The organism is Kribbella sp. VKM Ac-2571, from assembly GCF_004362255.1.
In the GTDB taxonomy this organism is placed as follows: domain Bacteria; phylum Actinomycetota; class Actinomycetes; order Propionibacteriales; family Kribbellaceae; genus Kribbella; species Kribbella pratensis.
In genome coordinates, this window is record NZ_SNWS01000018.1 from 184,275 (window position 1) to 196,163 (window position 11,889).

Genomic DNA, 11,889 nt, shown 5'->3' on the forward strand with positions numbered 1-11,889 from the left:
GTCCCATTTCCGGTCCCGTTCACAGCTTCGGCTTGATGTCGGTCTCCCACGCCTGCCGGCGGTTCTGCGGGGAGAGATGGCAGGCGACCAGGTGGCCGTTACCGGTGTCGAGCAGCTCGGGCCGCTCGGTCTGGCTGAGCCCGTCGTTCAGGTGCGCGTAGTTGCAGCGCGGGTTGAACGCGCAGCCGCTCGGCACGTTGATCAGGCTCGGCGGTGTGCCCTTGATCGGGATCAGCCGCTCGGAGCGCTCCCGGTCGATCCTCGGCATCGAGCCGAGCAGACCCCAGGTGTACGGGTGCTGCGGGCGGTCGAAGATGTCCTCCGCGGTGCCGTACTCGGCCGCGCGGCCGGCGTACATCACCTGGATGTCGTCGGCCAGCTCGGCGACCACACCGAGGTCGTGGGTGATGATGATGACCGCGGAGTTGAACTCGCGCTGCAGGTCCCGGATCAGGTCCAGGATCTGCGCCTGCACGGTGACGTCGAGGGCCGTGGTCGGCTCGTCGGCGATCAGCAGGTCCGGGTCGCAGGACAGCGCCATCGCGATCATCGCGCGCTGCCGCATACCGCCGGAGAACTGGTGCGGGTACGCGTCCACCCGGCGGTCGGGCTGCGGGATGCCGACCCGGTCGAGCATCTCGATCGCGTGCTTGCGCGCGACCTGTTTGCTCACCTGGTTGTGCACCTGGTAGGCCTCGATGATCTGCCGCCCGACGGTGTAGAACGGGTGCATCGCGGACAGCGGGTCCTGGAAGATCATCGCCATCCGCTTGCCGCGGAGCAGCCGCACCTCTTCACGGCTCGACGACACCAGGTCCTGGCCGTCGAGGAAGATCTGGCCGCTGATCCTGGCCACACCCGGCGGGTGCAGACCCATGATCGACAGACTCGTCACGCTCTTCCCCGAGCCCGACTCGCCCACGATACCGAGGGTCTTGCCACGCTCGAGTTTGAACGAGACGCCGTCGACGGACTTCACCACACCGTCGTCGGTCGGGAAGTGCACCTTCAGGTCGCGAACGTCGAGGAACGCCTCGCCGCGCTCCACCCGCTGCCCCGGGGCGTCCTGGACTTCTTCGATCGGCTCACTCACGAGATTCGCACCCTCGGGTCGACGACGGCGTACAGGAGGTCAACGACAAGGTTCGCCAGCACGATGAAGAACGCGGCGACCAGGGTCACGCCGAGCACCTTCGGCAGGTCGTTGGCCCGCAGCGCGATCACGGCGTACTGACCGATGCCGGGCAGCGAGAACGTGGTCTCGGTGAGGATCGCGCCGCCCATCAGCAGGCCGAGGTCGAGGCCGAAGATCGTCAGGATCGGCGTCAGCGCCGACCGCAGCCCGTGCCGCAGCACCACGGTCCGCTCGGTGAGTCCCTTGGCGCGGGCGGTCCGGACGTAGTCCTCGTTCATCGTCTCGAGCATGCCGGCCCGGGTGAGTCGCGCGTACGCCGCGGCGTACAGGAAGGCCAACGTGACCCACGGGAGGATCAGGTCGTACGCCCACCACAACGGGTTCGTCTCGTCGAGCGGGTTGATGCCGCCCTGCTGGGTCCAGCCGAGGCCGTAACTGAAGATCGACAGCGACAGCAGGCCGGTGAAGAAGATCGGCAGCGAGACACCCGCCAGCGCCACCGACATGAGTGATCGGTCCAGCACCGACCCACGTCTCAGTGCCGAGACGACACCGGTCCCGACACCGGTCAGGAGCCAGATGAAGGCCGCCCCGCCCGCGAGCGAGGCTGTCACCGGTATTCGCGCGACCAGGTCCGGCCAGACCGGCTGCTGGGTCAGGAACGAGTAGCCGAAGCACGGCGCCGGGCAACGCTCGGTTCCGGTGCCGTAGTTGTAGTCCTGGCCGACCACGATGCCTTTCACGAATCGGCCGTACTGCACGTAGAGAGGGTCGGTGAAGCCGAGCCGGACCGCCGTGTTGTGGATCTGCTCCTGCCCCGCGCTCTTGCCGACGTAGCGCCCGGCCAGGTCGTCGGCGGTGGCACCGCCGAGTCTCGGGACGAGGAAGAAGATCGCGAACGTGACGGCCGTGACGATGAGGAGCAGGAGTACTGCTCCGATCACCCGGCGAACTAGATATGCGAACACCGTGCTCGGCGTGGTGGCCGGTGATCATCGCTGATCACCGGCCACCCTCAGCCTTCACCTACCTCTACTGGTGATTGTTGGTCAGGGCAACTGACTGCCGACTACTACTTCTGTGCGAGTCCGATGCTCGCGTAGTCGTACATGTTCTGACCGTCGTTGCTGAACACGTTCGCGAGCGTGTCCGGGCGGTACAGCAGACCCTTGGCCCAGATACCCGGCAGCACGCCGGCCTGCTCCATGACCTTCTTGTCGACGTCCACCCAGATCTGGTTGCGGGCCGCGTCGTCGGTGGTCGCCAGCGCCTTGTCGATCAGCTGGTCGACCTCCGGGATCCGGATCCCCAGGTTGGTGTTGCCACCCGCGGCCCGGATGACCCGGCTGTCGACGATCTGGCTGAGGAAGCCGAAACCGTCCGGCCAGTCCGCACCCCAGCTGTAGACGATCATGCCCAGGCCGTTGGCCTTCGCGTAGTCCGGCTTGCCGGCGTACAGCTTGGTGTAGTCACCGGTCGGGAAGCCCTTCGGCGTCAGCTTGATGCCGACCTTGGCCAGCGACTGCTGCAGCGACTCGGCGACCGCCTTCTCCTTCGGCCGGTCCGCACGGTAGGCGATGTTGGTGCTGAAGCCGTTCGGCATACCGCACTTCGTCAGCGCTTCCTTGGCCTTCGCCGGATTGCCGTTCTTGTCCTGCTCGAAGCCGTAGTCGTCGAACTTCTGCGCGCCCACGACCGTCGGCGGCATCAGATTCGTCGCGATGTCGCCACCGATCGGACCGCCGTACGCGCGCTGGTAGCCCTCGTGGTCGGCGGCGTACAGGATCGCCTTGCGGCAGTCGACGTTGTCCAGCGGCTTGACCTGGCTGTTGAACACAGTGAAGTTCAGGCGCGTGGACAGCACGTTGTCGGTGTGCGCCTTCAGCTTCGGGTCGGCCAGGACCTTGGCCTGGGTCTCGGCCAGCACGCCGGTACCGGCGATGTCGACGTCGAGGTCACCGGCCTGCAGCCGGTTGTCGATGTCCGCGCCGTTCACGTTGTAGGCGACGGTGATCTTGTCCGGCAGCGCCTTGCGGCCCGAGTCCGGGTCGGTCGCCGGGTCGTACTGGTCGTTGCGGACCAGCGTGAAGCCCTTGTTCGCGTCGTTGCTCTCGAACTTGTACGGGCCGCTCGAGATCGGGTGCAGCTGGTACTTCGTGCCGGTGTCCTTCGCCTGCGGGACCCCCGCCGTCGACGGCAGCTGCGCGAAGTAGTCGAAGCCGGCGAACGTCTTGTTCAGGTGGAAGACGATGGTGTAGTCGTCCGGCGTCGTCATCGCCTTGGACAACTGCTTCATCTGCGGGTCCTTGGCGACGCTGTAGTCCTTCGGGACGTCCAGCAGGAAGTCGTTGAAGTACGTCGGCCCGTTCGGCAGCGTGGTCTTGTCCAGGGACCGGGCGACGCCGTACATGACGTCCTTGGCCTTGACCTCGGTGCCGTCCTCGTACTTGACGCCCTTGCGGAGGTGATACGTCCAGGTCTTGGCGTCGTCGCTCGGCTCGCCCGGCTTCTCGGCAAGGTCCGGCACGACCTTTGCGCCTTCCTTGCCCGGGGCCGACTTGAAGGTCATCAGCGGCCGGACGTAGTTCCGCACGAGGTTCCAGGACAGGCCGTAGTAGGTGTCACCGGGGTCGGTGGAGTCCCACTTCTCCGTGATCGCCATCCGGAGCGTGCCGCCCTTTTTGTCGCTCGGATTGAAGATCTTGTTGTTCGCCGCGTCGAACTCGGGCGTCGCCGCGCTGCTGCCGCCACCCGACCCTCCGGAGGAAGCCTTCGGTCCCCCGCAGGCCACCAGGCTCAAGGCGACGGCCGCACTGACGGCTGTTACCGTCGTGATGCGATTCCATCTCATCTCTTGTTGCACCCCTTCAATCGTTGAGAGCCAGGCTCCCTGGTTGATGCGAAACGCCTACCGGGATCGCGGGTCGAGCGCGTCGCGCAATCCGTCACCGAACAGGTTGAACGCAAGCACGGTGACGAAGATCGCCAAACCGGGCGGAATCATGTACATCGGGTCGACCTGGTACCAGTTCGCCGCGCCGGACAGCATGTCGCCCCAGCTCGACGTGGGCGGGCGGACACCGAAGCCCAGGTAGGACAGGCCGGCCTCGAAGAGGACGTTGGTCGGGATCAGCAAGGTCGCGTACACCAGGATCGGCGCGATCAGGTTCGGCAACAGTTCGGTGAACAGGATGTACGGGCGGCGCGCACCGAGACTCCGGGCCGCGTCGACGAACTCCCGCTCCCGCAGCGACAGTGTCTGGCCGCGGATGATCCGGCCGATGTACGGCCAGCTGAAGAAGCCGATGATGAACACGATCAGCGCGACCCGCAGGGTGTTGCCCTTCAGCCCGAAGATCTGGTCCGGGATCGCACCGACCATCGCCAGCGCGAACAGCACCAGCGGAAACGCCAGGAAGATGTCCATCAAGCGGCTGATCAGCGAGTCCACCCAGCCGCCGAAGTACCCGGCGACGATCCCCATCGCGACACCGATCACGACCGACAGCAGCGTCGCCAGGAAGGCGATCAGCAGCGAGATGCGGGCGCCGTACACGATCCGGGCGAAGATGTCCCGGCCGTTCACCGGCTCGATTCCGAACGGGTGGTCCCAGCTGACGCCGCCGAGCTTGCCGATCGGGGTCTGCAGCGACGGGTCCACCAGATCCTGGTGGAAATCGTTCGGGGTGACACCGACCAGTTTGCAGACCACCGGCGCGAAGATCGCGACCAGGATCAGCAGCGCCACGACGGCGCCGCCGGCCAGCGCGACCTTGTCACGCTTCAGCCGCATCCAGGAGATCTGCCACAGCGACCGGCCCTCGATCTTGCCCGCGCCTTTGAGGATCGCCTCGGGTTGCGCTGAGGATGATCCCGGCTCGACCTCGAGTGGTGCGCTCACGCCCTCACCTCGCTTCGCTCGGCTCGCGCGTGAGCATGATGCTGCTGAACTCTTTGGTTCACTCGCTCCGCTCGCTCACGTGATGAGTTCCCCTGCCTGATTCGGATGAACCGGAACAAAATCCGGAATGGCTGCCGCCTTAACCTGCCGCCATTACAGCCCGGAGTCAAACGCGGAAAGTGCTGCGTTGCCCGATCGTGATCGTCAGGAAATCGTCCCGTATCGTGGACTTTCCGCAGTAAACCACGGCGTCGCACCCACGGTCGTCAGCACCTTGCGAACCGTTACTGCCATGGCATCTTTGTGTCACTTTCGAAGGCCGGACAGATAAAGGAACGAAAGCGGATCGAGAGCCGTCCTGAGGTTCTCCAGATCCTTCCCGGCGACCACCGCGAGGCGTCCCTGCCAGCTCGGGATCACCGGCGCCTCTCGCGCGATTACTCCCTGTAGCTGCCCGATCAGGTCGTCGCGTTTCAGGCCGTTCTGCTCGGTCCGTTCCTGCTGCAGCAACTTCGTCGCGGCCGCCGACCGGTAGCCGTTCACGAACTCCCCGTCGATCGCCACGAACGGGCTCAGGTAGTCGTCCGCATCCGGGTACGACGGAGTCCAGCCGGCCTGGTACAGGTCGTACGCCCCGGTCTTCGTCAGCTCCTGGTACTGCGGCCATTCCGCACCCCGCAGCGTCACCCGGAACAAGCCGGACGCCTCCAGCTGCCGCTTCAGCTCCAGCACCTCGGCCTTCGCGCCGACGCCGTACTGCGAGGGCGTCCAGCCGACCGTCAGCGGCACGGGTACGGCGATGTTCGCCTCCTTGAGGATCGCCGCGGCCGCCGTCCTGCTCGGCTGCTTGTACTCCGTCTTGAACGCGTCGGCCTGTCCGCCGTAGCCGGGCGGCACCACCGAGTACAGCGGCGACACGTGGTCGCCGTACGCCTTCTTCGCGATCGCCGGGCGGTCGATCAGTTGCGCCACGGCCCGCCGTACGGCCGGATTGCGGGCCAGGAGCGACTTCATCTGGAAGGTGAACAGCCGGATCTCCGCGGAGCCCGTCTCGACGACCTGGACCTGGTCGGACTTGCGCAGCTTGTCCAGCAGACCCGGGCCGAACCCGTGGAACGCGAGGTCCGCCTTGCCGGTCGTGACCGCCTGGTAGAGCGCGTTCGAGTCCTTCATTAGGCTGATCGTCACGCCGTCGTTCTGCGCCGCCCGCGGACCGTGGTACCCGGGGAACTTGGTCAGCGTGACCTCGGTACCCGGTTTGTATCCCGCCAGCTGGTACGGCCCGCTGCCGATCGCCTTCGTGTCGAGCAGCTTGTTCGCCGGGTACGACTCCTCGTCGACGATCGAGGCGGCGGTCGTCGTCAGCAGGTACGGCAGGCGCGCGTCCGGGCTGGTCAGGTTGAACACCGCGGTCAGCTCGTCCGGCGTACTCACCGACTTCACCGAGGAGAACAGTGCGGCCGCTCCCCCGGGCGTCCTGAGCCGCACCAACCGGTCGAAGCTGAACTTCACGTCCGACGAGGTCAGCTCGTGCCCGTTCGGGAAGGCCAGGTGCTCCTTCAGGCTGCAGGTGTACGTCGTCGGCGAGTCGAACTGGCAGTCCGCGGCGTCCGGCACCGGGGTCGGCTTGTCCGGCAGGATCGTCAGCAGCGTCTGGTACAGGTTCGCCTGGACGGTCCGCGAGCCCTCGTCGGACGGCCCGGCCGGGTCGAGCGTCGAGATCGCGTCCGTGGTCGCGAGCCGCAGCAGCATCAGCTTCGCCGTCGGCTCCCCCGGGTGCGGGGCGTTGTCGTCCGGCTCACCGCAGGCCGCCAGGGACACGCCCAGCGCGCCTACCGCCACGGCCGCCGACACCCGGCGCACCCACTCACTCACCGTCTCACCTTTCCCCAGCCCGCGACCCCACCACAAGACAACGCCCCCGAGGGCACCAAGTGACGGTACTTCCTCAACGGAGCAGCGACCGCAGGGACTCCGGGGTGAGCGGCTCCAGCGACTTCACCACGAGCCGTCGCGGCGCGTCCGGGATCGACACCCACTGCGGCACGGCGACGACGTACATGCCGGCCGCCGTCCCGGCCTGGGTGCCGGTCATCGAGTCCTCGATCACGACGCAGTTCGCCGGGTCGACACCCAGCCTGGCCGCACCGGTCAGGTACGGCTCCGGGTTCGGCTTGCCCAGCGTCACCTCGTCACCGGCCACGATCACGGCGAACGGGTCCGGCGGCAGGTGTTCGAGCACCGCGTCGATCATCACCCGGTACGACGCCGACACCAGCGCGCACGGGATCTCTTCCTTGCGCAGCGCCTGGAGCAGCTCGAGCGCACCCGGCTGGAAGGTCACCTCCTTGCGGAGCGCCTCCACCACCGCCGAGAACATCCGGTCGGCCAGCTCCTCGGCGGTGATCACGCCTTCCGGGATCCGCGCCATCCAGACCTGGACGGCGTCGCGCAGGTCGCTCCCGATCAAGGTCATACAGTCCTCGACCGTCCAGGTCGCACCCAGCTCGGCCAGCAGCTCGAGCTGCACCTCCGCCCAGACCTTCTCGGAGTCGACCAACGTCCCGTCCATGTCCCACAGCACCGCTTGCAGGGCCGGCAACTACAGCTCCTCTACCTCATCACCTCACTTTGAGAACCCACCAACCACTTGCGCGCTCGGAAAATGGTTGGTGGGTTCTCAAAGTCTCGGTGCTCATTCTCCCCGGTGGGGTTGGGACAGGGTGCGGCGGGTGCGGCGACACGTTCCGCCTGGGGTGAAACCGGGCACACGCTCACAGCGGAGCACGTAGGCTGGGCAGTCCGGTTTCCGGTGACCCACCGGATTGGCTACAGAGCCGACTACAGAGACGACAGGGGGCCTGCGAGTGGTAGACCTCGCGAACCTGAGGGACCCGGTCGTGATCGCCGCGTTCGAGGGCTGGAACGACGCGGCCGAGGCGGCCACCGGAGCGGTCGACCACCTGATCGACGAGTGGGAGGCCGAGCTCGTCACGGCGATCGACCCCGAGGACTACTACGACTACCAGGTGAACCGGCCCCGGGTCGGCCTCGACGAGGAGGGCGGACGGCACCTGACCTGGCCGACCACCCGGATCTACCTGGCCCGCCCGGAGGACACCGGCCGCGACGTGCTGCTGATCCGCGGCGTCGAGCCGAACATGCGCTGGCGGGCGTTCTCCCGGGAGCTGCTGGAGATCGTCGACGAGTCGAACGCACAGCTCGTCGTCGTCCTCGGCGCCCTGCTCGCGGACTCCCCGCACACCCGTCCGATCCCGGTCTCCGCGACCTCGTCCGACGAGGAACTCAGCGCGGCGTGGAGCCTGGAGCCGTCGACGTACGAAGGCCCCACCGGCATCACCGGTGTGTTCGCGGACCTGTGCACCACCCTCGGCGTGCCGGCCGTGTCGATCTGGTCCGCGATCCCGCACTACATCGCGGGTACGCCGTGCCCGAAGGCGTCACTGGCGTTGCTCAGCAAGATCGAGGCGCTCCTCGACCTCGCGATGCCCGAAGGCGACCTGCCGGAGCTCGCGCGGGCCTGGCAGCGCGGCGCGGACGAGCTCAGCGAAGAGGACCCCGAGGTCGCGGAGTACGTGCAGTCCCTGGAGGAGCAGCGCGACACCGCCGACCTCCCGGAGGCCACCGGTGAGGCGATCGCCGCCGAGTTCGAGCGCTACCTCAAACGCCGCAACAAGAACCACCCGGGCGATTAGAGTTCACGGGCCGCGGTGGCGATGACGTCGTCGAGGACGGCCCGGGACGTGGCGAGGTCGGCGATCATCTGGTCGATGCGGTCCCGCTCGGCGGTCAGTTCGACGACCAGCTCCGGCGTGGCCCGCTCGTTCGGGCCGCCGTCCGGGTCCCGCATACACGGCAGCAGCTGAGCGATCTTCTTGCTGTGCAGCCCGGCCGCGAACAACTCCTGGATCAGGATCACCCGGTCGACGGCACGCTCGGCGTACTCACGCTGCCCACCCGCGGTCCGCTCCGACACGAGCAGCCCCTGCGCCTCGTAGTACCGCAACGACCGCTCGCTGACGCCGGTGCGACGCGCCAGCTCCCCGATCCGCACGACAGACCTCCGGACTTGAACCTGACATTGATGTCAGACTTTACCGTCCAATCATGACGCTCTACGACTACAGCCCGCTTCCCGAACGACCCCGCCTGACCTGGCCCGACGGCAAGCGCGTCGCCTTCTACGTCGGCCTCAACATCGAGCACTTCCTGCCCGACCAGCCGTCCACCAGCATCTGGCCGCTCGACCTCAAGCCCGATCCGTTGAACCACGGCTGGCGCGAGTACGGCGCCCGCGTCGGCATCTGGCGCACCATCGACATCCTCGACCGGTACGACGTCCGCGCGAGCGTGCTGCTCAACTCGGACGTTGCCGAGCACAACCCGCAGATCATCAAGGCCGGCGTCGAACGGGACTGGTCCTGGCTCGCGCACGGCTCGACCAACTCCACCCTGCACACCGGCTACGAGCCCGACGACGAACGACGCATCCTCACCGAGATCACCGACACCATCGAGACCGCCACCGGCAAGCGTCCGAAGGGCTGGATGGGTCCCGCCCTCACCGAGACCCACAACACACCGCAACTGCTGTCGGAGCTCGGCTACCGCTACGTCCTCGACTGGACCAACGACGACCAGCCGTACCACCTCAACGTCCCCGGCATGCTGAGCGTCCCGTACACCGTCGAGCTCAACGACCTGGGCCTCTTCCTCCGCGGTCTGACCGGCCCGGACTTGCTGCAGATGGTGAAGGACCAGTACGACGTACTGCGTGACGAGTCGGCCGGCACCGGACGGGTGATGGCGCTCGCGCTGCACCCGTTCGTCATCGGGCAGGCGTTCCGCGCGAAGTACCTGGACCTCGCACTGGAATACATCAGCGCGCAGCCGGACGTCTGGATGACCACCAGCGACGCGATCGCGGAGCACTACGCGGCGTTGTAACCTCGCGAGGTGTGGCGCGTTGTTACCAGTGGGTTTATATTCGTCCGGACTACTGGGGGGGTGACGGCGTGCCGTCACCGGGACCACGGGGAGCAATCGGATGCGCGACGAGCGAGGCGGTAGCTCGGTTCCTGCGCTGGCCGTGCTCGTGCTGCTCGGCGTGGTCGCCGCGGTCGGGATCCTCGGCAACAAGAAGCACGAGACCGTCGACCTCACCACGCTGACCGCCTCGACGACCGCGACGACGATCACCACCGCGCCGCTCGACGCCGAGCCGTTCGCCGGCACCACCGGGCTCGTCGTGCACCCGCGCGCCGAGGCGGCGCTCTACAGCTCCCCCGACGCGGACGCGTTCGGCAAGATCGGCCCGACCCAGTTCGGGCCGACCTGGCTACCGGTAGTGGAGCAGACCGACGGCTGGGTCCGGGTCCTGCTGCCCTCCAAGCCCAACCGGTCCACCGGCTGGCTCCAGGACGAAGGGCTCGATCGGGCCACCTCGTCGTACCTGATCCGCGTGCACACCAGCTCGCGGACGCTCGAGCTCTTCGAGAACAACAGGAGTCTGGGCACCTGGAAGGCCGGGGTCGGCGCGACGAAGACGCCGACACCGCCCGGGCGGACGTTCTTACTCGGCTCGATCATCGATCACAAGCGCTCGGCGTCGCCGATTGTGCTGCCGTTGGGTGCACACAGTCCCACCTTGGACACGTTCGGTGGCGGACCTGGTACGGTCGCGATCCACGGCTGGCCGAATCCGCACGTGTTCGGCGCCGCGATCAGCGCGGGCTGCGTCCGGGTGCCGAAAACCGCCCTCGCCCACCTGCAGAAGGTTCCGCTCGGGACGCTCGTCCTGATCGACAGCAAATAAGGAGAATCCGATGCGACGACAGTTGACTCCGACCGTGCTGACGGCTGCGGCCGTGGCGGGCGTCGTGACGTTCAGCCTGGTCGCGAGCGCCCCCGTCGGTAACGCGGCGGCCCGCCCGTCCTCGGCGTACGCCGTGAGCGCCGAAGGCCAGGTGCCGATCCCGAAGACGCCGTACGCCGAATCGCTGGACGGCAAGCGGCAGACGACGTCCGCGCTCGAGCTCCCGAAGAACCCGCTGATCTCGGTCCGGGCCGGTACGGCGACCGCGGGCAACGACTCGGCCTCCGTCGAACTGTTCGACGTCGTGGTCGGCCCGGACATCCTGAGCCAGGTGACGATCCCGCCGGAGCTGAAGCAGCAGTGCTCCACGCTGCCGAAGACCGGCGCGGACAACCTGCCGCTCCCGGACATCGCGCTGCCCGACCTCGGCCTGCCGTTGCCGAAGCTGAGCACCAAGGACCTGCCGGTGAAGAACCTGCCGGACCTCTGCAACCTGCTCCTGAACCCGCCGAAGTCGCTGCTCGGCATCGACTCGCTGAACGTCTGGTGCTCCGGGGACACCGGCGGCGTCGACATCGGCTCGCTGACGCTCCTCGGCCAGACCGTCAAGCTGCCGAGCACGAAGCAGAGCGCGTCCTTGCCGTCCAACCCGCTGGCGAGCATCACGGTCAACAGTCAGGGCAAGCACTCGGACGGTGCGTTCACCATCACCGGCCTGAGCATCAACCTGGGCGGCGGGGCCGAGGTCATCAACCTGGCGTCGGCGACCTGTGCCAAGCCGGCTGCGAAGCCGAAGCCCAAGCCGCAACCGCAGCCGCCCCACGAGGCGCCCGCCCAGGTCGACACCCCGCCGGCCGCGCCGGTCCCGACCCCGGTCAAGACCCACCACCCGGTCACGGGCTGAGTAGCTACTTCGACCTGAAAAAGTGTCGGTCGTCGTGAGGGTGGGTGCGGCTGGTGCTTGGTTTGGGTGCGGGTGACCGGATCGGGTGGGCAGGGTCCGCCTCGGCGTGGTTT

At 67.3% G+C, this 11,889-nt stretch carries 11 protein-coding genes; 4 read left to right on the forward strand and 7 right to left on the reverse strand.

Annotation, left to right across the window (positions count from 1 at the left end; genetic code table 11):
• Positions 1-19: 19 nt before the first annotated feature.
• From EV651_RS32905 to EV651_RS32930, 6 genes are all read right to left on the reverse strand, one after another.
• Positions 20-1,093, reverse strand: a complete 1,074-nt coding sequence (locus tag EV651_RS32905) for an ABC transporter ATP-binding protein (RefSeq protein ID WP_133789164.1) — start codon at positions 1,091-1,093, stop codon at positions 20-22.
• A complete protein-coding gene (locus EV651_RS32910) occupies positions 1,090-2,103 on the reverse strand; it encodes an ABC transporter permease (protein ID WP_133789165.1) in 1,014 nt (337 codons plus the stop codon). The genes EV651_RS32905 and EV651_RS32910 overlap by 4 nt, the downstream gene beginning before the upstream one ends.
• A 104-nt stretch (positions 2,104-2,207) precedes the next feature.
• Positions 2,208-3,986 carry an ABC transporter substrate-binding protein gene (locus EV651_RS32915; protein ID WP_133789166.1) on the reverse strand — a complete coding sequence of 593 codons (1,779 nt, stop codon included), beginning with the start codon at positions 3,984-3,986 and terminating at the stop codon, positions 2,208-2,210.
• A gap of 57 nt (positions 3,987-4,043) precedes the next feature.
• Positions 4,044-5,036: an ABC transporter permease gene (locus tag EV651_RS32920; RefSeq protein ID WP_133789167.1), complete on the reverse strand. Its 993-nt coding sequence runs from the start codon at positions 5,034-5,036 to the stop codon at positions 4,044-4,046.
• A gap of 306 nt (positions 5,037-5,342) precedes the next feature.
• Positions 5,343-6,911 carry an ABC transporter substrate-binding protein gene (locus EV651_RS32925; protein ID WP_133789168.1) on the reverse strand — a complete coding sequence of 523 codons (1,569 nt, stop codon included), beginning with the start codon at positions 6,909-6,911 and terminating at the stop codon, positions 5,343-5,345.
• A 73-nt stretch (positions 6,912-6,984) separates the two neighbouring features.
• A complete protein-coding gene (locus EV651_RS32930; RefSeq protein WP_238157336.1) occupies positions 6,985-7,638 on the reverse strand; it encodes an HAD family phosphatase in 654 nt (217 codons plus the stop codon).
• A 265-nt stretch (positions 7,639-7,903) separates the two neighbouring features.
• Here EV651_RS32930 and EV651_RS32935 point away from each other — a divergent pair, with 265 nt between their 5' ends.
• Complete coding sequence (locus tag EV651_RS32935) at positions 7,904-8,752, forward strand: PAC2 family protein (RefSeq protein WP_133789169.1); 849 nt, start codon at positions 7,904-7,906, stop codon at positions 8,750-8,752.
• Here the strand turns inward: EV651_RS32935 and EV651_RS32940 are convergent.
• Positions 8,749-9,111, reverse strand: a complete 363-nt coding sequence (locus EV651_RS32940) for a MerR family transcriptional regulator (RefSeq protein ID WP_133789170.1) — start codon at positions 9,109-9,111, stop codon at positions 8,749-8,751. The genes EV651_RS32935 and EV651_RS32940 overlap by 4 nt on opposite strands.
• A gap of 53 nt (positions 9,112-9,164) precedes the next feature.
• On the opposite strand from EV651_RS32940, the gene EV651_RS32945 reads away from it, so the two are divergent.
• The 3 genes from EV651_RS32945 to EV651_RS32955 all read left to right on the forward strand — a co-directional run bounded on the left by EV651_RS32945 (position 9,165) and on the right by EV651_RS32955 (position 11,776).
• Positions 9,165-10,004 carry a polysaccharide deacetylase family protein gene (locus EV651_RS32945; protein WP_133789171.1) on the forward strand — a complete coding sequence of 280 codons (840 nt, stop codon included), beginning with the start codon at positions 9,165-9,167 and terminating at the stop codon, positions 10,002-10,004.
• Positions 10,005-10,104: 100 nt separating this feature from the next.
• The gene (locus tag EV651_RS32950) at positions 10,105-10,872 is read left to right on the forward strand and encodes a L,D-transpeptidase (RefSeq protein ID WP_133789172.1); all 768 of its coding nucleotides are present in this window, start codon (positions 10,105-10,107) and stop codon (positions 10,870-10,872) included.
• Positions 10,873-10,882: 10 nt separating this feature from the next.
• A complete protein-coding gene (locus EV651_RS32955; protein WP_133789173.1) occupies positions 10,883-11,776 on the forward strand; it encodes a hypothetical protein in 894 nt (297 codons plus the stop codon).
• The last annotated feature ends 113 nt before the right edge of the window (positions 11,777-11,889 follow it).

Coding starts and splice junctions, on each gene's coding strand:
- EV651_RS32915 (WP_133789166.1), bottom strand. CDS start 3,986: ATGAGATGGAATCGCATCACGACGGTAACAGCCGTCAGTGCGGCCGTC.
- EV651_RS32945 (WP_133789171.1), top strand. CDS start 9,165: ATGACGCTCTACGACTACAGCCCGCTTCCCGAACGACCCCGCCTGACC.
- EV651_RS32950 (WP_133789172.1), top strand. CDS start 10,105: ATGCGCGACGAGCGAGGCGGTAGCTCGGTTCCTGCGCTGGCCGTGCTC.
- EV651_RS32955 (WP_133789173.1), top strand. CDS start 10,883: ATGCGACGACAGTTGACTCCGACCGTGCTGACGGCTGCGGCCGTGGCG.